The sequence below is a fragment of the Streptomyces sp. NBC_00207 genome, assembly GCF_045160965.1.
Lineage (GTDB): Bacteria > Actinomycetota > Actinomycetes > Streptomycetales > Streptomycetaceae > Streptomyces.
Genome location: NZ_CP130715.1, coordinates 1,031,856 through 1,054,232 on the forward strand (window position 1 = coordinate 1,031,856; position 22,377 = coordinate 1,054,232).

The following is a 22,377-nucleotide window of genomic DNA, read 5'->3' on the forward strand; positions in this document are numbered from 1 at the left end:
GGGGGGTCAGGACGTACGGCCGACCGTGGCGGCGGCGCCGTCGGCCGCCGCGGGGATGCGGAACATGGAGGGGTCGGGGTAGGTCGCCTTCTCGGCCTGCAGGACCTCTTCGATCTCGTCCCTGAAGACGGGCTCGAAGAAGTCGACGTCCAGCAGCAGGCGCAGCCCCCGCACGGTCGGGTCGAGCAGCGGGCGGGCCATGCGGGCGCCGCCGCCGGAGATGCCGCTGAACCCGGTCCGGGCGGTCGCCGATCTCCCGCCCACGCGGTCCTCGAAGCCCGCGGTCGCGTATCCGACGACCAGCGCCAGCTCGGTGAGGAACTTCCGCGTCCCGAGGGCCATCTCCTCGGCGCCCTGCAGTGTCTGGACGGAGCCGCCGGCCACCTTGAAGTCGTCGCTGTTCCGCTTGAGGCCGCGCGCCTCGTACGCGGCGCGCGCCTCCTCGAAGAGCCGCCCCGCCTCGTCGACCGCCTTCATCGCCGTCACCAGCTGGTCGATGTCGATCTCGCGCTTCACGCTGCCTCCCGATCCGGAACCCATGCTGCACAGACCGTAGGAGGCAAAGCCTCCGCTACGGAACACCCTTGCGGCGGTCAGATCTCGGGCCCTCCGGAGGCGCCAGAGACCCCTTCCCCGGCGGTGGCTCCAACTCTCCATGCCCTCTTGTGACTTGAGGCAAGTGTCTCAACAATGCACATGACAACCGGAGGATCTTCGGTCGCATTGTCATCAGAGGGGAACCCCCACATGAAAAAGCCTCTCGCCGGTGCCTTACTCTCGCTGCTCCTGATGGGAGCAGCAGTCGCCCCGGCCGTAGCCGCACCCACGGCACCCACGGCACCCACCGCACCGACCGCCCAGGCCGCGCCCGCCGCACCCCCGGCGACCGCCGTCGCCGTCAACTTCGCCGGCACCGTGGCCCTCAGCAACTGTTCCGGCTCCGTCGTCCGCGCGCCCGGCTCCCAGCCGAACGACCCCGCGCTCGTCCTCTCCAACGGGCACTGCCTGGAGACCGGCTTCCCGGCCGCCGGCGAGGTCGTCAAGGACCGGCCGTCCTCGCGCTCCTTCTCGCTGCTCAACTCGTCGGGGTCGAAGGTCGCGACCCTGCGGGCCAGCAAGATCGCGTACGGGACGATGACCGACACGGACGTCTCGATCTACCAGCTCACCAAGACCTACGCCCAGATCCAGAGCCAGTACGGCATCACCGCACTGACCCTGAACGACGTGCGCCCGGCCCAGGGCTCGGCGATCAAGGTGGTCTCCGGCTACTGGAAGCGGATCTACAGCTGCAACGTGGACGGCTTCGCCTACCGCCTCAAGGAGGGCGACTGGACCTGGAAGGACTCGGTCCGCTACACCTCGTCCTGCAACACCATCGGCGGCACCTCCGGCTCGCCGGTGATCGACACGACCACCGGCAAGGTCGTCGCCGTCAACAACACGGGCAACGAGGACGGCGGGCGCTGCACGGTGAACAACCCGTGCGAGGTCGACCAGAACGGCAACGTGACGGTCCGCCAGGGCATCAACTACGCCCAGGAGACGTACATCATCGTCCCCTGCATCGCCCCCGGCAACAAGATCGACCTGAACCGCCCCGGCTGCCTGCTGCCGAAGCCGCAGTCGTAGCTCCGGCCCCGCGTACGTCCCCGCCCGGCCCGAAAAGCCCCACGGCCGGGTCCCGGGCGGGGATACTCGGACGCGTGGAACTGCACATCGATCACCGCTGGTTGCTGGAGCGGCAGGAGGCGCTGTTCAAGGACGTGGAGGTGGCCGACCACTCCGCCCTGGTCGCAGCCGTCGCCCGGCACCGGGTGAACACGCCCAGCCTGGAAGTGGACGACCCCGACGCCTACTGGCGCGCGGCCGCCCTGCTCGATGCGATCGTCCTGCTCCGGCCGCTCCCCGACTCCAACGAATACTTCGCCTACGGGGTCGCCGTCGCCTACATCGAGGCCTCCGGCGAAACGGTGGAGGCCTCCTACGAGCAGTGGCGCGACCTGATCACCGACATCCGCATGCTCCGCGTGAGCGTCTACGACGTGGCCGCGCGGCTCCGCTCCTGGCAGCCCGCGTAACCCCCGGGCCGGTCCTCAGCGCCTGCGCTGGGCGGGAGTGCCCACCAGCAGCGCGTCCGAGACCAGGCGCGCGCCGCGGGCGAGCCGGCTCAGCTGCTCGAGCTCCAGGGCGTACATCCTGATCGAATTCTCGATGACCGTCTCGGCTATGCCCATCGTCGGCAGCTCGGCCCGGCTGGTCTGCAGGGCCGCCCGCACGGCGCGCATCTCGTGCTGCAGCTGGAGCTGGACGTGCCGGGCCAGGAGCGCGTGGTGGCGGGTGAGCGTGAGGTAGCCGCCGTAGCGGGCCGGGAGCAGGTCCCGCAGCCAGCGCGTGGCCGTGCGCTCCCAGTCGTGCGTTCCGGGCGCCTTGACCTGCAGGGGCCAGTCCGGGCTGAGCGTAAACGTGGCCGTCTGGGGCATTCTCGTCACTTCCGAATGGTGTCGAAGCTCTGATCGAGACGTTCTTGGGGGCGGCCTCGGCCCAGGGGTTGACCGAGGCCGCCATGGGCGCTCTGCGGGATCCGAAAGCCTGGACTCGACGCGCGGCCGCGACGTGAGGAGGTTCGTCGGGCCGTGCGTACGTTCGAGAGGACGTGGGGTCGTCCTCCTTGGCATCTGGTGGATCCGGAGCGCCGTCGTCAGTAAACATATATACCGTCGAGTAAGCAAGAGTATGAAAAATTTCATGCACATCGAAGGCTGAATATCCCCTGGTGGAGCGTGCAGGATCCGCGCTACAGCGCTACAGGAAGAAGCCGTGGTGGTGGGCGACCTGCTCGTAGTCCTCCAGGCGGGCCTGCGTCCGCTCGGGGTCCGCGTCCGCCATGGCCTGGAGCAGGGCCGCGGAGAGCATCCCGGGCGCCGCGTACGAGTCGAACACCAGGCGGGATCCGGTCCCCGCCGTCAGGGCCACGTCCGCCTCGTCCACCAGCGGCCCCAGGGTGGGGTCCGTGATCAGGACCACACGCAGCCCCGTACTGCGGGCGGCCCGGATGGCGGCCAGGGTCTCCTTGGCGTGCCGCGGCATGGCGAAGGCGAGGACCCAGGTCCCGCCGGCCGCCCGGGACTGGAGCAGCGCGTCGAAGGCGACGCTGCCGCCCCGGGTCACCAGACGGACGTCGGGGTGGATGCGCCGGGCCGCGTACGCGAAGTACTCCGCCAGGGAGACCGAGATCCGCAGCCCGAGGATGGTCAGCGGCACCGAGGCGGCCAGTTCGCGGCCGATGTCCAGCACCTGGTTGGTGTCGGCGAGCAGCCGCCGCACGTTCTCCAGGTTCTCGATCTCGGCGTCCACGGCAGCCTGCAGCTCGTTGCGGCGGATCTGCTCGCGGGTGTCCGGGGCTCCGGCGACCGCGCTCAGCGCGATCGGCTGGAGCACGTCGCGCAGGGCGGGGTAGCCGCTGAACCCGAGGGAGGAGGCGAACCGGGTCACGGAGGGCTGGCTGACGCCCACCCGCTCGGCGAGCTCGGTGATCGACAGGAACGCGGCCTCGGTGAGGTGGTCGATCAGGTACTGGGCGATGCGGCGCTGGCCCGGCGAGAGGCGGCGGCCGTCGAAAAGGGCGAGGAGCCGGTCGGCCGGGGGGCGGACCTCTTCCGACGACTGGCCGCTCGGCTTGATCGCGGCCGCCTGCGCGCGTGCCTGCTGCCCCGATGACACCGGAGGGCCTCCTTCTCACGTCACTCGCGTTCCAACATAGCTCACGCCCCGTGGTCGTTGATGATCAGTCCTCGGCCCGGGCCGTCACGGGGGCGTCGGTGCGGTCGCCGAGGAACTCGTACCAGCAGTGCCGCAGGTGCAGGTAGCGGGTATCGGCCTCGGTGAGGGCGAGGAAGGCGCCGATCGTCGAGGTCAGCCGCTCGGCGAGGCCCCGGTCGGCGAGGGCGCCGTTCTCGGAGAACGCCTGGTGGGCATTGGCCAGGCTGAACATGTCGGGGTAGACACGGGCTCCGAGGTGCTCCAGCGGGACCCGCAGGGCCCACAGCCCCCGGTTGCCGCCCACCATCGAGGGCGAGGCCGAGAGCAGCAGCGTCTGCTTGTCCTTGAAGGGCTGCGGGCGTCGGCGAGAGACCCAGTCGACGGCGTTCTTCAGCGCGCCCGGGACGGAGGCGTTGTACTCGGGCGAGGCGATGACCAGCGCCTGCGCGGCCTCGATCCGCTCGCACAGGTCCAGGGCCCCCTTCGGCACGCCCTCGTCGGCCTCCGCGTCGCCGTCGTACAGCGGCATGGGGAAGTCGGCGAGCGTGGCGGCGTCCGCGACGGCGCCGGCCCTGGCCACCTGGGCGGCGGCCAGGGACGCGAGCCGGGCGTTGACCGAGCCGGTGCGGGAGGACCCGGAGAGGACGAGCACGCGCAGGGAGGAATGGGAGAAGGCGGCGTCCTCGTGCGGGCGGGCCGGATCCGCCGGGAAGTGGTCGGTGTCGGTCGGGTTCATTCCGTCTCCCTGCTGTCAGCTGTTTCGGACTCCGGATACGGGCTCCCGGACGGGCTCCTGAAGAGGCTCCTCGCGGACGGGCCACGCGCGGCGGGACCCGCACACTCCGGTGTGCGGGTCCCGTCCGGGCCGCCGGGTCACTTCGCGCCGGGGTTCTCCCAGCGGTAGAACTCGTGGGCCATCGCGTCCTTCGGACTGCGCCAGGTCTCCGGGTTGTGCGGGCTGATGTAGGCCGTGAGCCGGTCACTGAGGTCCCGGAACTCCGGGTGGTCGGTGACCTTCGCGATCGCCGGGCCGGGCGGCCGGTCCGATTCGATCAGGTGCAGGTAGACGTCGCCGAACTGGAACAGGCTGCGGCGCGTGACCCCTACGAGGTGGGGCAGTTCGCCCGCGTCCGAGTCCGCGAAGAGCTCGGCGATGTCGGGCGCCGACCCCGGCGCCATGCGGGCGACGATGAGGGCGCGGTGCGGCTGGTTCATCCGGGTGCCTGCCTTTCTTTTCAGAGCCGGCTGACGGCGGGGGTGCGGTTCTCGCGCTCGCGCTGCTCGATCTTGTCCCGGATGAGCGCCATCTGGATCGGGGAGTTGCGGTTGATGTTGTCGGTCATCCACGCGTCGTCCACGGGTGCGTCCGGCTTCATCGCGAAGTCCTGGGTCCACTTCATCCGGGTGCCGCCGGGCACCTTGAAATACTGCCAGTGGATGTCCATGTGGGCGAAGGGGCCCGTTTCCACGCGCCGGGCCCGGACGGTGAGGCTCTTGCGGTCGACGGTCCGCTCGGAGACCCAGCTCCAGACCTTGCCGTTCTCGTCGGGGTGCATGGTCAGGCGGAACCGGGTGGTGTCGCCCTGCTGGTCGATGATCTCCAGCGAGGCGTACTCGCTGAACAGCTGCGGCCAGTTCGGGAGGTCGTTGGTCATCTCCCACACGACGTCCACGGGCGCGTTGACGGTGATCTCGTTCTCGGTGTGTCCAGGCATGTCAGGCTCCGGTCATCAGGCTGTTGTTGACGAGGTCGAGGAATTCCCCGGGGGTCTTGCACCGGTCGGCGTCGGTGGGCAGGGCCCGCCCGCGCCGGTTCTCCAGTTCGCCGACGATCCCGAGCAGGCCCAGGGAGTCGAGGCCGTACTCGTCGAAGGCCGAGTCCGGGCGCCTCGCCATCTCGGCGGGATCGACGGTGATTCCGGCGGTCTTCATCAGCACCGCCAGTTCCTCCAGGGTCAGTCGGTCGGACATCTGGCTTCTCTCTTCTACGGGGGCGCTACTTGGTCGCCGACGAGCCCTTGCGCAGGACGAGCGCGGAGTTCGATCCCATCCGTCCGCGGCTCAGCACGAGCGCGGTGCGCAGCTCTGCGGGGCGGGCGCTGCCGGTCACCACGTCGAGGTCGTGGCACACGTCGTAGACGTTCGGGGTCGGCGGGACGACACCGTGCTCCAGGGCCAGGACGGCGGCCGCGGTGTCGAGGGCCGGCGCCGCGCAGTACGCCCTGCCGGTGCCGGACTTGGGAGCCGTGACCGGCACCTTCCGCCCGTACGCGCCGAGGGCGTCGGCGAGGGCCGCGGCCTCGGCCGCGTCCGCCTCCGGCGTTCCCAGGGCGTCGGCGAAGACCACGTCGATCTCCTCCGGCGCGCAGCCGGCTTCCCGGAGCGCGCCCCGGATGGCGTGGGCCAGTCCCTCGCCGGCCGCGTCCCGCCGCCGGGTACCGGTGAAGGTCGCGGCGTGCCCGGCCAGGACGGCCCGGACCGTGGCGCCGCGGCGGCGGGCCCCGGCCTCGTCCTCGACGACGAACATCGCGCCGCCCTCGGCGGGGACGAATCCGCAGGCCTTGTCGGTGAACGGCCGGTACGCGCGCTCGGGGTCGTCCGAGGTGCTCAGCCCCTCGTACTCCAGCTGGCAGACGATGGAGTACGGCGCGAGCGGTGCCTCCGTCGCCCCGGCCAGCATGGCGCGGCTGCCCTGGCGGATAGCCCGGACCGCGTGCGCGAAGGCGTCCAGTCCGCCCGCCTCGTCGCTGCAGACGACCCCGCAGGGGCCCTTCAGCCCGCGGCGGATGGAGATCTGGCCGGTGCTGGCGGCGTAGAACCAGGCGATCGACTGGTAGGGGCCCACGAAGCGCGGTCCCTGTTCCCAGAGGTGCTGCAGCTCGCGCTGGCCGAACTCGCCGCCGCCGGATCCGGCGGCGGTGACGACGCCGACGGAGAAGGGATCGCCCTCGTAGTCGGCCCGGCCGAGCCGGGCGTCCTCCAGGGCCAGGTCGGCGGCGGCCAGGGCGTGGTGGGTGAAGCGGTCGGTCTGGACGAGGAAGCGGTCCTCGACCATGGCGCCGGGGTCGAAGCCCCGTACCTCGCCCGCGACGCGCAGCGGCAGGTGCTCGCACCCCGCCCGGGTGACGCGGTCCAGCACGCTGACCCCGGACTGGGTCGCCTTCCAGAAGGCGTCGGCGCCCACGCCGTTGGGCGCGATGACCCCGATGCCCGTGATGACCGTACGGCTGGTCACGAGACCTCCTCCTTCGGCCGGGTCATGACGACGGCGGACTGGAAGCCGCCGAAGCCGCTGCCCACGGAGAGCACGTTGCGCAGTTTCCGGCCGCGGGCGACGCGGGGCACGTAGTCCAGGTCGCACTCGGGGTCGGGCGTCTCGTAGTTCGCGGTCGGCGGCACCACCTGGTGGACCATGGCGAGGACGCAGGCCGCGAGTTCGATGGCGCCGATGGCGCCGAGGGAGTGACCCACCATGGATTTGATGGAGGTCATCGGCGTCTTGTAGGCGTGGTCGCCGAGGACCCGCTTCACCGCCGCGGTCTCGTGGCGGTCGTTCTGCTTGGTCCCGGATCCGTGTGCGTTGACGTAGTCGATCTGGTCGGGGCCGACTCCGGCCTGGGCGAGGGCGGTTTCGATGGCACGGGCCATCTCCAGGCCCTCGGCGGTCAGGCCGGTCATGTGGTGGGCGTTGCCGAAGGTGGCGTAGCCGCCGATCTCGCAGTAGACGGTCGCACCGCGGGCGCGGGCGTGTTCCAGCTCTTCGAGAACGAGGACGGCGCCGCCCTCGCCGAGGACGAACCCGTCCCGGTCGGCGTCGAACGGCCGCGAGGCGTGGGCCGGGTCGTCGTTGTTCGGCGAGGTGGCCTTGATGGCGTCGAAGCAGGCCACGGTGATCGGCGATATGGGCGAGTCGGATGCGCCTGCGATGCAGACGTCCATCCGGCCCTCCGCGATGGAGTGGACGGCGTACCCGATGGCGTCCAGCCCCGAGGTGCAGCCGGTGGAGACCGTCTGGACCGGGCCCCGCGCACCCATCTCCTCGGCGACGGCGGAGGCGAGGGTGGCGGGGGTGAACGCCCGGTGCAGGAACGGCCCGGCCAGCTTGTCGTCCACGTCCCACCAGGAGCCGGACTGGCTCACGGCGACGTAGTCGTGCTCCAGCCTGGTGGTGCCTCCGACGGCCGTGCCGAGGGAGACGCCGGTCCGCCAGGCCTCGTCCGTGTCGAGGTCGAGCGCCGCGTCTCGGACGGCCTCACGGGCGGCGACCAGGGCGAACTGGATGTACCGGTCCGCCCGGGCCGCTTCGCCCTCGTCGAGGCCGTGCGCGGCGGGGTCGAAGTCGACCTCGGCGGCTATCCGGGAGCGGAAACCCGTCGGGTCGAAGAGGCTGATGCCCCGGGTCGCCGTACGGCCGTTGGAGAGCAGGTCCCAGAAGTCGCGGACCCCGATCCCGCCGGGCGCGACGACGCCGACTCCGGTGACGGCCACCCGCCGGCGGGTCACGAGACCGCTCCCGTACGGTCCGGAGGCTGCTCCCAGGCGGTGCTCTCCGGGTGCGGGGCCTCCTCGGTGTCGACGTGGCCGAGTTCGGGACGCGGGGCGAGCGGGCCGAGGTGGAAGACCATGCGGGCCTCGGTGTCGCCGACGTTGCGGAAGCGGTGGCGCACGTTGAGGGGGACGAGCAGGCCCTGGTCGGTGCGCAGCGGGTGGGCCTCGCCGTCGAGGTCCACCTCCAGCCGGCCGGCGACCACGTACACGAACTCCTCGGAGTACGGGTGGTAGTGCTCGGCGATGGACTCCCCGGGGGCCATGATCGCCATGCCCATGAAGCCGCTGGTGGAACCCACCGACGTCGGGGTGAGCACGGCCCTCAGATCGCCACCGCGCCGGCGGTTGGGCGGCGTCTCGCTGAGGTCCACGATGCGTGGGCGCTGTCTGGTCATGGCGGGTTCCTCCTGGCGTGTGGGGAGAGCCTGGACGGGGATGGGGGTCGAGGCAGGGGGTGGAGCGAGGGGGGGGTGAGGGATGGTGCTCCGGATGGATTCCCCGGCGGGGATCAGGACTGCGCGGCTGCCCGGCGGTCGGTGATCAGGTTCATGGTGTGGTGCGCGGGGCGAACGCGCCCGCCGGGCGCGGCCGTCAGCCGGGCGAGCACCGCCGCCTTGCGCGGGCCCGAGACGCCGGAGGTGATGTCGGGCTGGGCGTCCAACGGGCCGCGCACGTCGATGAGGCGGACGACGATGTCGTCACGCTGGAAGATGCTGCTGCTCCGTACGGGGCTCTTCGGGCGGTGCGCGGCCGCCTCGTCCTGCCGGGCGAGGAACTTGGCGAGCGCCACGCCGCAGCCGGGCTTGGCCTCGTAGAACAGCGCGTGCCGCTGCACGTCGGCGGAGTCGGACTCGGGTGCCGTGATGTGGTGGACCGCCGGGAGCGCGGCACGCATGAAGAACATGCGCGCGGATTCCGGGTCGTTCAGGTTCCGGTCCTGTTCGAGGTAGGGGTTGATCGCCTGCTCCACGGCGCGTACCTCGGGTTGCTCGGAGACGTGCCGCAGGGCCGTCACCAGGTCGCCCTGCACCTCCACCGTCCGTACCACCCGGTTGCCGTGCATGAAGAGCGAGGTGCGGCACAGGCGGGTGTGGGCGTCGACGCGGGCCGCCGGGGACGCGTAGCTCGAGAGGATGGCCGCGACCTCCTTCTCACTGCCCGGCTTGACGGTGAAGGTGAGGGCGTGGCGCACGATTCCGGCGCCCAGCCGGGGTGCGGCCTGCAGGCGCGCCGTGGTGGGGCGGGCGGACTGGTCGTAGCCGCGGCCGGTCTCCCGCAGGACGGTGAACTTGAGCGGGCGCATGTTGCGCGCGCACGCGCCCAGCGGCTTCACCTGTTCGGCGTGGTGCTCGCTGTTGACCCAGGCGAGGTACTGCGGGGCGCTCTCCCACTCACTGGTGATGAGCCACTGCGAGGGATCCTCGAAGGATTGGCACAGCTGATCGCTGATGTGGCCCGGGACCGACGCGATGTCGTGGCGGAGCTGTTCGTACGCCTCGAAGAACTGCTGCTGGGTCCCCTCGTGGAGATCCATCAGCAGGACGACCCGGAGCATGGAGCCGTCGAAGGCTGACTGCGACACCCGTTCGGACAGGGTGGTTGTCATCTACTCACTCCTTCATGAGGGGGTGGAGATCCATCGCGTACGGACCCCTCGTCCGTCACCGGTGGCGTCCGCCCGGGCCGGCGGCCGCCTCCATGGGGAACGGCAGGCCGGCGCGTCTCAGGGGGAGCCGCTGTCGCTCATCGTCATCCGGGTGGCGACGTACCGCTACATGTCCGGATCAAGCGGGTGACAACCGGCGAATCAACTGGGCCTGATCCCGGATCGGGGGCATAAAGACTCCACTCCCCCACACAGAAAACAGGAGCCCGCAGCTGATGGAAGACAACGCCGATGTTCGCGTACCGGTTCTCGTCGTGGGCGGCTCCCTCGTGGGCCTGTCCACCTCGCTTTTCCTGAGCCGCCACGGAGTGAGGCACCTGCTCGTCGAGAAGCACTCCGGTACGTCCCCGCACCCGCGAGGCCGCGGCATCAACGCCCGGACGATGGAGCTGTTCCGCACGGCAGGGGCGGAGCGCGCGATCCGCCAGGCGGCGTCCGTACTGGAGGGCATTCAGGGCATTCTGCAGGCCCGGTCGCTGACCGACCGCAGCGACCACAACTGGCTGATCAAGTCGATCGATCCGTCGGGGGCGATCGCCCGGTTCAGCCCGACCGGCTGGTGCCTGTGCAGCCAGAACAACATCGAGCCGGTGCTGGCCGCCCAGAGCCGCGCGCAGGGCGCGGACGTGCGGTTCTCCACCGAGCTGATGAGCTTCGACCAGGACGCCACCGGAGTGAACGCCGTGGTGAAGGACCGGTTGACGGGCGAGCACAGCACGGTGCGCGCGGACTTCCTGATCGCGGCGGACGGTCCGCGCAGCCCCGTCAGGGAACAGCTTCGGATCCCCCAGACGGGTAACGGCGAGCTGTTCCACAACGTCAGCGTGACCTTCCGCTCGGAGCGGCTCGTCGAGGTCCTGGGCGACCTGCGGTTCATCGTCTGCTACCTGATGCGTCCGGGGGCGGACGGGGCCCTGCTGCCGGTGGACAACAAGACGCAGTGGGTCTTCCACGCCCCGTGGCACCCGGAGCAGGGCGAGACCCTGGAGGACTTCACCGACGAGCGGTGCGTGGACCAGATCCGCGACGCGATCGGCGTACCCGACCTGGACGTGGAGATCGGCGGCAAGGCGCCGTGGCATGCCGCCGAACGGGTGGCGGAGCGGTACTCGTCCGGCCGGGTGTTCCTCGCCGGGGACGCGGCCCACGAGATGTCCCCCACCGGGGCCTTCGGCTCCAACACGGGCATCCAGGACGCGCACAACCTGGCGTGGAAGATCGCCGCGGTGCTGGACGGTTCGGCGGGCTTCGAGCTGCTCGAAACCTACGAGGCCGAGCGGCTGCCGGTCGCCAGGGCCACCAGCGAGCGTGCCTCGGCCCGTTCGGCCGAGCACAGCCACCCGGGGTACGCGCCCCCGCCCACCATGGGCGGCGGTCCGGGCAGCGGGGTGCTCACCACGGCCATGGGCTACTGCTACCCGCAGGGCGCCTTCGTCGGCGGCGAGCCCGGCCGGCCCGTCATCCCCGAGACGATGCGCATGGTCGGCGACACCGGGACCCGGGCCCCGCACATGTGGCTGACCCGGGCGGGCGAGCGGATCTCCACCCTGGACCTGTACGAGCGCTCCTTCGTGCTGCTCAGCGGCGCGGGGTCACCCTGGAAGACGGCCGCGGAACAGGTCGCGGAGCAGCTGCCGGTGCGACTGGACGCCTACGCCATCGGCTCCGGTCCGGCCGCCGACCTGATCCAGGACGGCAGCGGCTCCGACTGGAGCGAGGTCCACGCGATGAGCGCCGAGGGCGCCGTGCTCGTACGGCCGGACGGGTTCGTGGCCTGGCGCTCGGAGGGCGCCGTCGCCGATCCGCGGGCGGCTCTCCACAAGGTCCTCTCGACGGTGCTGCGCCGGGCGTGACCACCTCGTCCCCCCTTCCGCCGGCCGTGCACGCGGCCGGCGGAAGGGGTTCAGCGGCAGGCCCAGCAGTTCGCCCAGCAGCCGGCGTCGGGCCGGAAGGTGCGGCGGCGGCCGGCTGCGGAGCCGACACCACCGCCCGCCGGACCGCGGGCCCGGTCTCCGCCCTGGTCACGGTCGCGGTCAAGGGAGTTCCGGTGCGCGTAACACGCGACGACGACCGCGAGCGCGGCCAGTTCCTCCGGGGCGGCAACGCCCCTCTCCACACGCAGCAGGCTCGCTATCGGGACATCGTTCGACATCGGCACGGCCTCTCTCACGGGGGCTGCGCGTGCGCCCGGCCGCGGCACGAGGGGCGGACCGGCTCTGCGCCGACACGGGCGGCACACGGGTGGCTCGGCGCGCTGACGGGACGTGTTCCGCGTGTGCGAACCGGCCGGCGGACTCCTGTCGGGTCACCAGGACTCCTGTCGCGACCGACGCTACAAGCGCGCGGCGGACCCGGCACTCCGGGGACGTGCCGCCCGGAGCGCGGCGGACCCTCGGCCCGGGCTGCCCGCCGGGGCCGGCCGTGACCGCCCAGGGGCCCCTGTTGTGCCGGGGCTGCGCCGGCCGGCTGTACGCCGTCTGCATCACGGACCATTCCGGCGGGAACACGGCCGGACAGTGGGAGGTGGACCACGAGATGCCCGTGGAGTGCCCGCTGGCCGGGCTGTTGCCCCTGACCGGGACGGCGACCGATGTCCACGACCTGCCGGGTGCCGCGGAGGTGCTCGGTCCGCCCTTCTGAGCGCGGCGGGTTGGACCGCACGGGTGATCTCCGTCCGTCGCCGGCCCGTCCCGGGCGGTGTCCTCGGCACTCCCCCGGCCGCGCCGGCGACCCCGCGGCGGAGACCGGCACGTGCGGTGCGTTCACCCTTTGAACTCCCCCTGCCCGTAAGGGCTTTGCCGGTTCTATCTCTTGACGGCCGCAAGTGCGGGGAGCACAGTGTCCAGCGGCGCCGTTCTGAGAGCGCTCTCAGAACGGCGGACCTCCCGTTTCCTCCCCCCGCACCGCGCCTCACCGCGCTTCAGAGAGGGCACCCATGCGTGAGATATCCGGCAGGACACGACCGACGGTCCGGCGGGCCGTCCTGGCCGCGCTCGGCACGATCACCGTGGTCGCGGCAGCCGCCGCGGGCATCGCGCTGCCCGCGAGCGCCGCGGCTCCCCCCACCCCGGCCGGCTGGTCCCGCGTGTTCCTGGACGACTTCGACGGAGCCGCGGGATCCGGGGTGAACACCGCCGACTGGCAGTACACCACCGGCACCAGCTACCCCGGCGGGCCCGCCAACTTCGGTACCGGTGAGATCGAGACGATGACCGCCGACCCCTCCAACGTCTCCCTCGACGGCGCGGGCAACCTCCGCATCACGCCGCGGCGGGACGCGGCCGGCAACTGGACGTCCGGCCGGATCGAGACCAGGCGGTCCGACTTCCAGCCCCCGGCCGGCGGCACGCTCCGCTCCGAGGCGCGCATCCAGATGCCGAACGTCACGGGTCCGGCGGCCAAGGGCTACTGGCCGGCGTTCTGGATGCTGGGAGCCCCGTACCGCGGCAACTGGTGGAACTGGCCCGGCATCGGCGAGATCGACATCCTGGAGAACGTCCAGGGCATCAACAACGTCTGGGCCACCGTGCATTGCGGCACGACCCCCGGCGGACCCTGCAACGAGACGTCCGGCATCGGCGGCCAGCACGTCTGCCCGGGCACGAGCTGCCAGGGCGGATTCCACACCTACGCCGTGGAGTGGGACCGCTCGACCGCGGTCGAGGAAATGCGCTTCTACGTCGACGGCCTCAACTTCCACACCGTGCGGGCGAACCAGGTGGACGCGACCACCTGGACCAACGCCACGAACCACGGCTACTTCATCATCCTGAACGTCGCCATGGGCGGCGGTTTCCCCGATGCCTTCGGCGGCGGGCCCGACGCGGGCACCCAGCCCGGCCACGCCATGGTCGTCGACTACGTGTCCGTCCTCCGCTCGACGGGCGGCACCACCCCGCCCACCACACCGCCCACCACTCCCCCGACCACCCCGCCCACGACGCCTCCCACCACCCCGCCGACGGGCAATCGTGACGCGTACTCCGCCATCCAGGCCGAGTCGTACGACGGCCAGGCGGGCACGGACAAGGAGACCACCACGGACGCCGGCGGCGGCCAGGACCTGGCGTCGGTCGGCAACGGCGACTGGGCACTGTTCAAGGGTGTCGACTTCGGTTCCACACCGGCGAAGCAGTTCTACGGACGCGTGGCGAGCGGTGCGGCCGGCGGGGTCAGCGGACTCGTCGAGGTGCGCCTCGACGACCGGAACTCGGCGCCCGTCGGCAGCTTCTCCATCGCGGGCACCGGCGGGTGGCAGAGCTGGCGGACGGTCCCGGCGAACATCACCGCGGTCACGGGCACCCACGACGTCTACCTGACCTTCACCAGCGGCCAGCCCGCCGACTTCGTGAACGTCAACTGGTTCGACTTCGGCCACTGAGCCGTTCGGGCAGGTGAAGTGGCGACGAGGGCAGGATTCGAACCTGCGTCCACCCGGGATCAGAGCCGGGCGCTCCTCCGCAGAGCTTCCTCGTCGCCACGTCGATCATGGCGGGAGCCGCCGCCCCGGGCAACCGGTTTCCCCGACGCCCCGGGACGGTCGGTCACAGCCACTCTCTCGCCGCTGCGCGCTTGCCCTTGCCGGAGAACACACCGGCCGACCGGAGGGCGCTGGCCATGAGGGGGTCCGCAACGGCGACACCGTGCACGAGTTCGGGCGTCCGGCGGAAGGCGACGGCCTCGGCCGCCGGCCTGGGGGCGGTCCAGGCGCCCGCGACGGGGTCCACCCGGTGCCGGGCGCAGACCGCCTCGACCAACGAGCGCGGGCATTCCCTCTCTCCTCGGAGCACTTCCCAGGGCAGGGGCAGCTCCGCGCAGATGTAGGTGTCGGGGTGCAGCCCGCCGCCGCTCATGCGGTGCCAGTACGCCACATCGGCGGCCATCAGCCGGGGAACCTTGCCCGGACAGAACCGGTCCAGGATCTCCTCCCGGCCCAGTTCGGACAGGATCGCGAACCAGTGGGCCCGGGCCGTGTTCCACGCCTGCGCGGCCTGGTTCCACGTCGACGAGTCGTCGCCGCGGCGCACGATCATCGTTTCGCGCTCCAGCGGGTGCCGGTTCCAGGCGTCTTCCAGCAGGTCCGCGACCTGGCGCAGGAAGCCGTTCCACCGCATCAGCAGGTGGGTGAGGTCCTCGTCGGACACCGCGGCCAGCACTTCCGGCGTGGGATGCACATGTGCGACCGCGGACCAGCGAGTCCGCTCGGGGCGCGCCCGCAGACGCTGGAACAGCGCCTCGGCGACCTCGTCGTGGACCTGGCGCTGGCGGCCGTTGGTGAAGACGCTGCGCATGTGGCCGCGTGCGGTGGTGTACGCGATGAAGGCCGCCGTGTCCGGGTTCGCGGCGAAGAGACCGTACGGCAGCGCGTGGGCGAGTGCCCCCTTGCCCGTCATGGTCACCTCGCGGCGGCGCTGCTCGTGAATCAGCCGCGCCAGTTTGGCCTCCGTCCGGCGCAGGAGCCGGAAGCGCTTGTTGTACTGGCGCTTGGAGATCTCGCCGAGGCCGGCAGCGGATCGCCCGGCCCGGTCGAGACGGTCCAAGCCGAAGTCGTTCTGGCCGTACGCGCGGCCTATGGACTCGCCCGCACGCCGAATCACCGCCTCGATCCGGTCCGGATCGTCTCCCGCGCCGTCCGGGAGCTGCGGTAGATCCGCGAACAGGCTTGCCACACGGGCGAGCTGGCGCTGTGCGCCGACCGGACGGGCGAAATCCTCCCGCATGGAGGTGTAGCCGTGCCAAAGGTTGCGCAGCGAATGCTCGGCGGCCTTGGCGAGGGCCTCTTCCGTGGCCGTGTCGAGTTCGGCGCCCTGGGCCGCGTACAGATCCTGGATGAGCCGGGCCACGTCCTCCGGACGCTTGCGCAAGGTGAGCGAGGCGTGCAGTTCACGCAGGAGTTCTTCGACGGTGGGCGACGGCATGATCCTCACCTTGCCACTCCGCGGTCACGCGCCCAACCGGATATCCGCGGGCCGCAGCCCGCCGACCCCGAGGGCAACGCATTCCGCATCCTGCACACCCGGCTCGGGCCCCGCTGACGACCTGTCTCCCGTAGCCGGGCCGCACTGTTGTACGGCGGCCGGGTGGAACCACCGCCTCCGAAGGGCCGGGTCCGGCGAGCCGCCGGGGTACTGCTGCGGCAGCGGCCGGAAGCTGTGGCCCGTCACGAGGGGTGACCGGAGCCAGGGCGAGCAGCGGCAGAGGGGTCTGCATGTCGACATTCACGTGGGGTGCTCGAAGGGATCGGGGACGGGTCACGAGGGGTGGCCGCCGGCGCCGTGCCGACAGGATCTGCGCGGTGGTGGCCCTGGGCCTGGCGCTCGCGGTGGCCCTGCCCGGAGCGGCTCTGGCCGCCCCGGGCGATCCGGATCCCACGTTCGGCGGCGGCGACGGGGCCGTGACCACCGACCTCGGCGCCTCCGAAGCGGCCGCCGACATGGTGGTGCAGCCCGACGGCAAGATCGTCGCCGTGGGCGGTGACGTGACGGACTTCGTCGGCAATTTCGCGGCGGTCCGCTACAACGCCGACGGCAGCCTGGACACCACGTTCGGCGACGGCGGAAGGGTGTCCACCGACATCGCCGGCGGCTCCGACACGGCCAATGGCGTGGCCCTGCAGGCCGACGGCAAGATCGTCGTCGTCGGCATCAGCGAGAACCTCGAAGGCGGCGTCGCCTGGTTCACCGTGGTCCGCTACAACGCGGACGGCAGCCTGGACACGACCTTCGACCGTGACGGCAAGGCGGTCACCGACTTCGGGGGCGGTGGCGCCGACCAGGGCTCCGACATCGCGGTGCAGGCCGACGGCAAGATCGTCGCCGGCGGCGGTGTCGGCGGACTGTTCGCCCTCGCCCGGTACAACGCCCTGGACGGCAGCCTGGACAGCACCTTCGACGGCGACGGCAAGGTGCTCACCCCCTTCGCGGGCATCCAGGGTGGCAGCACGGCGTACGGACTGGCGCTGCAGGCCGACGGCAGGATCATCGCCGCCGGCGACACGACCGAGGGTCTCGTGCGGGACTTCGCGCTGGCCCGGTACAACTCCGACGGCAGCCTGGACACGAGCTTCAGCGGCGACGGCAGGGTGACCACCGACCTGGGGTCCATGGACACCGCCCAGGACGTGGCGGTGCAGTCCGACGGCGGGATCGTGGCCGTGGGCGGCTCCGGTCCCGGTGGGTTCTCGCTGACCCGCTACCTCGCCAACGGCGCCCTCGACACGAGCTTCGACGGCGACGGCAGGGTGACCACCAGCCTCGGCGGGCCCCAGGGCGGCAGTTCCGCGTACGACGTGGTCCAGCAGTCCGACGGCAAGCTCGTCGCCGTCGGCGGCGTCAACGGGGACTTCGCGCTGGCCCGCTACCTCGCCAACGGCAGCCTGGACACGGGCTTCGGCGGTGGCGACGGCGCGGTCGCCACGAACCTCGGGGGCGCCGACCTGGCCCACTCGGTGGCGCTGCTTCCCGACGGCAGGCTCCTCGCCGCGGGCGGCGGCGGGGCGGGCGAGGACTTCGCGCTGGCCCGGTACGAGGGCGGCGGCACCACTCCGCCGCCTCCGCCCAGTGCGGACCTGGCCGTCACCGTGTCCGGTCCCGGCACGGTCGGCATCGGCGACCAGGCGACCTACACGGTGACGGTGCGCAACACCAGCGCCACCGTGCCCGCGACTGCCGTCACGCTGGCCGACACCCTCACCGGAGCCGGCGGCACCGTCCTGTCGGCCGTGCCCGGCCAGGGCAGTTGCACGAACACCGCCACCAGCGCGAGCTGCACCCTGGGCACCCTCGCGGCCGGCGCCTCCGCCACCGTGACCGTGGTGACCGAGCCCCGGAGCACCGGCACCCTCTCCGACACCGCCACGGCGGACGCGGCGGAGCCCGACCCGGTGCCCGGCAACGACAGGGCCACGGCGAACACCACCGTGAACAACGCCCGCGGCTGCACGATCATCGGCACCAGCGGCGCGGACACCCTGAACGGCGGCTACTTCGCCGATGTGATCTGCGGTCTCGGCGGCAACGACACGATCCGCCCGGGCTACGGAAACGACACGGTCCACGGCGGTGCGGGCAACGACAACATCGACGGCGGCTACGGCGACGACACGCTCTACGGCGGCGCCGGGAACGACACCCTGCTGGGCAGCTACGGCAACGACCGGCTCAACACGGTCGACGCCGTCGCCGGCAACGACACCGCGAACGGCGGCCTCGGCAACGACAGCTGCACGACCGACCCGGGCGACTCCCGCATCAGCTGCCCGTAGGCCGTCCGGACAGTGCGGGTGATCGCTGCCCGGCGGCGGTGGCGATGTCGCGCCATCGCACCGATCCCCGCCCTGGATCCCCCCACTTGGCACGCACCGGCCGCCGTCCGCCACCGCGCCGGCCGGGCCGGCCCCCGGAACCGGCCGGTGAACGACCGGCTCCCACCGGGCGTCACCGCGGTGACGCCCGGTACGGTCGTGAGCGCCCTCGGCTTCGCGTCCCCACCGGTTACCCTGCTGTGTCCGGCGAGGCCACCGCCCGTGGGACCCAACTACAGCATGGAGGAACACCCGTGTCGGAACCGCGTCCCGGGAACCGCCCCACCCTGGAGGCCGTCGCGGCGCTCGCCGGGGTGTCCCGGGCCACCGCCTCCCGTGTGGTCAACGGCGGCGACGGCGTCCGCCCGCACCTGGCGGACAAGGTGCGCGAGGCCATCCGGGACCTGGGCTACGTCCCCAACCACGCGGCCCGCACCCTGGTCACCCGGCGCACCGGAGCCGTCGCCGTGATCATCGCCGAGCCGGAGGTCCGGATATTCTCGGACCCCTTCTTCTCCCGCCAGATCCGCGGCATCAGCAAGGAGTTGACCGCGCACGACGCCCAACTGGTCCTGATGCTGGTGGAGGACCGGGGCGACTACGACCGGATCGAGCGCTATCTGGCCGGCGGCCACGTCGACGGGGCGCTCGCGTTCTCCCTGCACACCGACGATCCGCTGCCCGCCATCACCCGCCGCATCGGCATGCCCACGGTGTACGGGGGCCGCCCCGGCTGGACCGCCGGGTCCGGTGAGCAGGACGGGGTGGCGTACGTCGACGCGGACAACCGCGGCGGCGCCCGGGACGCGGTGCGCCACCTGCTGGCACTCGGCCGGCGGCGGATCGCGCACATCGCCGGCCCGCTCGACCAGACCTCGGCGGCGGACCGCCTCAGCGGCTACCGGGACGTGCTCCCGGGCGACTGCCCCGAGCTGTTCGCCGAGGGGGACTTCACGGTGGTGGGAGGGGCCCGGGCGATGGCCGAACTGCTGGACCGGGACCCGGGGATCGACGCCGTCTTCGCCGGCAACGACCTGATGGCGACCGGCGCACTGCAGGTACTGCGGGAGCGCGGCCGGACGGTTCCGGGGGACGTGGCGCTGGTGGGCTTCGACGACGCCGAGCCGGTGGCGGAGAGCGCCGACCCTCCGCTGACGACCGTGCGCCAGGACGTCGAGGGCATGGGGCGCATGATGGCGGGGTTGCTGATGCGCACGCTGAACGCGGGTCCGGACGAGCGGACCGCGCCCGGTCCGGTGATCACCGCGACGACCCTGGTCCGGCGCGTGTCGGCCTGACGCGGCCTGCGGAAGCGGCCCGCGGAAGCGGTCTGCGAAGTACGGCGCACGGAAACGGCTGCCGGGGGCCCGCGTGGCAGCGGGCCCCCGGCAGCCGGGCCGAGGGGGAGGATCCCGGATCAGCGGCGCACGGGGCACTGCTTCCACGAGAAGTGGTAGATGCTGTTGATGCTGCCGTCCGTCGAGTCGAGGGCCATGAAGCTGGTCTGCGACGGGTCGGAGGTGCCCACTTCTGCGCGCAGTTCGGTGTTGATGTTGAAGTTGCGCTGCTCGCCGCAGGGCGCGAAGACCAGGGCTTCGATGCCCGTGGTGTCGGTCGCCTGCCAGTTGTCGTCGTAGTGGCCGTTGAATTTGTGGGTGCGCTGGGCGGTCTGGCTCATGCCCTGGAAGTAGTAGCTGGCCTTCTGGGTGCCGATCGCGCCTTCCTGCAGGCTGCCGAAGCCCCGGTAGTCGACCCGGGCCACGGCGTAGGTGTAGCCCTGGGGGACGTGCACCTGGAGGGAGAGGAGACAGTTCTTGCGGCCTTCGGTGGCGGGGGCGCCGCCGCCGGCCTGGGCCAGGTACTCGCTGTAGGTGACGGTGAAGGCCGAGTTGTCCGGCGCCACGGCGACGGCCGCGCTGCCTGGTCGGCAGCCCGATCCGTTGACGGAGGCGACGTCCACGGTCACCTTGTCGGTGGGCGCCGAGGGGGAGGCCCCGGCCGTGGGGGTCAGCGTGACGAGCGTTGCGGTCACGGCGGCTGCGGTGAATCCGGTACGGAGCGACTTGATCACACCGTCATGGATAGCCGTCGGCGGCGGCACCGGCCGGCCGACGGGTACGCGGTCTCACCTCGATGGCCGAAACGATTCACCGCAGAAACGATCAATCAGCCCATAACGGACCGCCGAACGGCCGCGGGCGGCGCGATGTACCGAGTCGCACCGGTAATCGAGTCCCGTTTGTCCTAATATCGGCGAGATCCTTCAGGCCTGCGGTGAGGAGTCCCATGTCCCGCGTACGACGGTCCGCCGCCCTGGCGGCGCTGGCGCTCACCACCGCCCTGGCCGTCACGGCGACGGCGCCCGCGCCCGCCTCCGCCTCACCGCACCACAACGGTGACGAGGCGGCCGTGCTCGGCGAGGACCACGCCCGCGCGCACGCGCGACTGCGCCAGGAGGCCAAGGGCACCCAGGGCTATCCCCAGGCGAAGCGCACGGCGAGCCTGACCTCGCTGCAGGAGTCCCAGCGCAAGGCCAACGCGGGTTTCGACGCGGCGCGGTTCGGCCGTTTCACGCAGTTCTTCCCGTCGCCCGACTTCGGTGTCCACGTGGCCCAGCTGCCCACGGGCAAGGTGCTGCTCTTCTCGTTCGAGCGCGTGGAGGCCGATCCCACGAAGGAGACCGGCCCCACGAACACGGTGGGGCGGACGAACGCGGGCCGGGCCTACCTCTGGGACCCCGCCAAGGGGACCGGGGCCCGGGCCTTCAAGAACGTGCCCCCGCCGGTGGTGCTGATGCCCGACGGCACCTACGCCCCGCGCCCGGCACCCTTCTTCTGTGCGGGGCACTCCTACCTGCCCAACGGGATGGTCGGGGTCTTCGGCGGCAACGTCGGCGGCAAGGGCGGCAGCGGCGCCAAACTGTCCTTCGTCTTCGACCCGTGGACCGAGACCTGGTTCCGCAACCGCGACATGGCCGTGGGCCGCTGGTACCCCTCCGTCGTGACCGGGGCGGACGGCCGGCAGATCATCATGTCCGGCCAGTCCGAGCGCGGTACGGGGACACCCACCCCGGTGGTGGAGCGCTTCCCCGCGCTCGGACGCCCCGTGCCCTGGCGCCCGTTCGACATCCCGGTGAGCGTCCCCGCGGAGCGGCTCCGCTCCGAGGCCCCCTTCCGCAACGACTATCCGCACCTGTTCTCGCTGCGGGACGGGAAGATCTACGGGCTCGGCCGCGACGCCGATCAGCAGTGGCTCTTCGACCCGGTCAAGGACGTGCGCACCGACCTGCCCCGGCGGCCCGCCGACTTCCGCGGCTACGGCTCGGCCGTGCCGCTGCCGGCCGGCTTCCGCGGCCCGGACTCCGTCCTGGTGCTCGGCGGCGACCCGCGCGACCCGCTCACGTACCGGCTGTCCGGCGGCCGCTGGAGCATCGAGGGGCCGCGGGCCTTCGGCCGCACCCAGGACGGCACCCTGATCCTGCCGGACGCCACGCTGCTCACCGTGAACGGCGCCCTGGACACCCGTGACTACGGGAACGGACCCTTCAATCCGAAGGCGGACCTGAAGTACCGGCAGATCGAGCTGCGCGACGCGCGCGGCCACTGGAAGCTGGGGCCGGCCCAGCGGCTGCCGCGCGGCTACCACTCCAACGCCCTGGTCCTGCCGGACGGGCGGGTGATGGTCACCGGCGACGAGCTCCAGCAGATCGCCAACGACCCCGACATCAAGGACGGGATGGACGGCAGCATCGAGCTGTACGAGCCCGCCTACCTGCACCGGGGCGCGCGCCCCGCACTCGACCGGGCACCGGCGGGCGAGCTCGGCCACGACACGGCCTTCCAGGTCACGAGCTCGACGGCGAAGGACGTCAAGCGCGCCGTGCTGCTGGCACCGACCACCGTCACCCATTCGGTGAACACCAGCCAGCGCCACCTGGACCTCCGGATCACCGGCGTGCACGGCTCGGCGATCGGGCTCCGGACCCCTCCGAGCGCGGCCGACGCCCCGCCCGGGTACTACATGCTCTTCCTGCTCGACGCGAAGGGCGTGCCCAGCACGGCGAAGTGGGTGAAGCTGGGGGTCCGCCCGCGGTAGGGCC

General features: G+C 71.9%; 22 protein-coding genes and 1 tRNA gene. 8 read left to right on the forward strand and 15 right to left on the reverse strand.

Annotation, left to right across the window (positions count from 1 at the left end):
- Nucleotides 1-6 precede the first annotated feature (6 nt).
- A complete protein-coding gene (locus OG472_RS05285) occupies nt 7-516 on the reverse strand; it encodes a hypothetical protein (protein ID WP_401603141.1) in 510 nt (169 codons plus the stop codon).
- Between the two features lie 231 nt (nt 517-747).
- On the opposite strand from OG472_RS05285, the gene OG472_RS05290 reads away from it, so the two are divergent.
- Nucleotides 748-1,632, forward strand: coding sequence for a serine protease (locus OG472_RS05290; RefSeq protein WP_405828141.1), 885 nt, complete (start codon nt 748-750; stop codon nt 1,630-1,632).
- A 74-nt stretch (nt 1,633-1,706) separates the two neighbouring features.
- Complete coding sequence (locus OG472_RS05295) at nt 1,707-2,081, forward strand: toxin Doc (RefSeq protein WP_383564768.1); 375 nt, start codon at nt 1,707-1,709, stop codon at nt 2,079-2,081.
- 15 nt (nt 2,082-2,096) lie between these two features.
- Here OG472_RS05295 and OG472_RS05300 read toward each other — a convergent pair whose 3' ends face one another.
- The 10 genes from OG472_RS05300 to OG472_RS05345 all read right to left on the reverse strand — a co-directional run bounded on the left by OG472_RS05300 (nt 2,097) and on the right by OG472_RS05345 (nt 9,916).
- Entirely contained in the window at nt 2,097-2,483 is a 387-nt protein-coding gene (locus tag OG472_RS05300) for a hypothetical protein (RefSeq protein ID WP_030723417.1), read from the reverse strand.
- Between the two features lie 322 nt (nt 2,484-2,805).
- Nucleotides 2,806-3,723, reverse strand: coding sequence for a MurR/RpiR family transcriptional regulator (locus OG472_RS05305; protein WP_383564766.1), 918 nt, complete (start codon nt 3,721-3,723; stop codon nt 2,806-2,808).
- A gap of 64 nt (nt 3,724-3,787) precedes the next feature.
- Nucleotides 3,788-4,498 carry an NADPH-dependent FMN reductase gene (locus OG472_RS05310; protein ID WP_405828144.1) on the reverse strand — a complete coding sequence of 237 codons (711 nt, stop codon included), beginning with the start codon at nt 4,496-4,498 and terminating at the stop codon, nt 3,788-3,790.
- Nucleotides 4,499-4,635: 137 nt separating this feature from the next.
- Nucleotides 4,636-4,977, reverse strand: a complete 342-nt coding sequence (locus tag OG472_RS05315; RefSeq protein ID WP_383564762.1) for a TcmI family type II polyketide cyclase — start codon at nt 4,975-4,977, stop codon at nt 4,636-4,638.
- 20 nt (nt 4,978-4,997) lie between these two features.
- Complete coding sequence (locus OG472_RS05320) at nt 4,998-5,477, reverse strand: SRPBCC family protein (RefSeq protein ID WP_361769669.1); 480 nt, start codon at nt 5,475-5,477, stop codon at nt 4,998-5,000.
- A 1-nt stretch (nt 5,478) separates the two neighbouring features.
- The gene (locus tag OG472_RS05325) at nt 5,479-5,733 is read right to left on the reverse strand and encodes an acyl carrier protein (protein WP_365479198.1); all 255 of its coding nucleotides are present in this window, start codon (nt 5,731-5,733) and stop codon (nt 5,479-5,481) included.
- Between the two features lie 25 nt (nt 5,734-5,758).
- Nucleotides 5,759-6,997, reverse strand: coding sequence for a beta-ketoacyl synthase N-terminal-like domain-containing protein (locus tag OG472_RS05330; protein WP_405828147.1), 1,239 nt, complete (start codon nt 6,995-6,997; stop codon nt 5,759-5,761).
- A complete protein-coding gene (locus OG472_RS05335) occupies nt 6,994-8,265 on the reverse strand; it encodes a beta-ketoacyl-[acyl-carrier-protein] synthase family protein (protein WP_405828149.1) in 1,272 nt (423 codons plus the stop codon). The genes OG472_RS05330 and OG472_RS05335 overlap by 4 nt, the downstream gene beginning before the upstream one ends.
- Nucleotides 8,262-8,705 carry a cupin domain-containing protein gene (locus tag OG472_RS05340; RefSeq protein ID WP_319732396.1) on the reverse strand — a complete coding sequence of 148 codons (444 nt, stop codon included), beginning with the start codon at nt 8,703-8,705 and terminating at the stop codon, nt 8,262-8,264. Before OG472_RS05340 ends, OG472_RS05335 begins: the two co-directional genes overlap by 4 nt.
- A gap of 113 nt (nt 8,706-8,818) precedes the next feature.
- The gene (locus OG472_RS05345) at nt 8,819-9,916 is read right to left on the reverse strand and encodes a SchA/CurD-like domain-containing protein (RefSeq protein ID WP_383564755.1); all 1,098 of its coding nucleotides are present in this window, start codon (nt 9,914-9,916) and stop codon (nt 8,819-8,821) included.
- Between the two features lie 275 nt (nt 9,917-10,191).
- Here OG472_RS05345 and OG472_RS05350 point away from each other — a divergent pair, with 275 nt between their 5' ends.
- A complete protein-coding gene (locus OG472_RS05350) occupies nt 10,192-11,829 on the forward strand; it encodes an FAD-dependent oxidoreductase (RefSeq protein ID WP_405828152.1) in 1,638 nt (545 codons plus the stop codon).
- A 50-nt stretch (nt 11,830-11,879) separates the two neighbouring features.
- Here the strand turns inward: OG472_RS05350 and OG472_RS05355 are convergent, their stop codons facing one another.
- Nucleotides 11,880-12,128 (reverse strand): acyl-CoA carboxylase subunit epsilon, encoded by a 249-nt coding sequence (locus OG472_RS05355; protein ID WP_401603153.1) that lies wholly within the window; start codon nt 12,126-12,128, stop codon nt 11,880-11,882.
- A gap of 269 nt (nt 12,129-12,397) precedes the next feature.
- On the opposite strand from OG472_RS05355, the gene OG472_RS05360 reads away from it, so the two are divergent.
- Complete coding sequence (locus OG472_RS05360; RefSeq protein ID WP_405941014.1) at nt 12,398-12,616, forward strand: hypothetical protein; 219 nt, start codon at nt 12,398-12,400, stop codon at nt 12,614-12,616.
- 295 nt (nt 12,617-12,911) lie between these two features.
- Nucleotides 12,912-14,357, forward strand: a complete 1,446-nt coding sequence (locus OG472_RS05365; protein ID WP_405941015.1) for a glycoside hydrolase family 16 protein — start codon at nt 12,912-12,914, stop codon at nt 14,355-14,357.
- Nucleotides 14,358-14,376: 19 nt separating this feature from the next.
- On the opposite strand, the gene OG472_RS05370 is transcribed toward OG472_RS05365, so the two are convergent.
- Nucleotides 14,377-14,452 (reverse strand) — tRNA-Gln (locus OG472_RS05370).
- Nucleotides 14,453-14,520: 68 nt separating this feature from the next.
- Complete coding sequence (locus tag OG472_RS05375; protein WP_405941016.1) at nt 14,521-15,894, reverse strand: hypothetical protein; 1,374 nt, start codon at nt 15,892-15,894, stop codon at nt 14,521-14,523.
- Between the two features lie 377 nt (nt 15,895-16,271).
- Between OG472_RS05375 and OG472_RS05380 the strand changes: the two genes are divergently transcribed.
- Nucleotides 16,272-18,239 carry a calcium-binding protein gene (locus OG472_RS05380; protein ID WP_405941017.1) on the forward strand — a complete coding sequence of 656 codons (1,968 nt, stop codon included), beginning with the start codon at nt 16,272-16,274 and terminating at the stop codon, nt 18,237-18,239.
- A gap of 293 nt (nt 18,240-18,532) precedes the next feature.
- Nucleotides 18,533-19,576: a LacI family DNA-binding transcriptional regulator gene (locus OG472_RS05385; protein ID WP_401603163.1), complete on the forward strand. Its 1,044-nt coding sequence runs from the start codon at nt 18,533-18,535 to the stop codon at nt 19,574-19,576.
- 119 nt (nt 19,577-19,695) lie between these two features.
- On the opposite strand, the gene OG472_RS05390 is transcribed toward OG472_RS05385, so the two are convergent.
- The gene (locus tag OG472_RS05390) at nt 19,696-20,349 is read right to left on the reverse strand and encodes a DUF4360 domain-containing protein (RefSeq protein WP_383564739.1); all 654 of its coding nucleotides are present in this window, start codon (nt 20,347-20,349) and stop codon (nt 19,696-19,698) included.
- 215 nt (nt 20,350-20,564) lie between these two features.
- On the opposite strand from OG472_RS05390, the gene OG472_RS05395 reads away from it, so the two are divergent.
- Nucleotides 20,565-22,373: a galactose oxidase-like domain-containing protein gene (locus OG472_RS05395; protein WP_405828161.1), complete on the forward strand. Its 1,809-nt coding sequence runs from the start codon at nt 20,565-20,567 to the stop codon at nt 22,371-22,373.
- Nucleotides 22,374-22,377 lie beyond the last annotated feature (4 nt).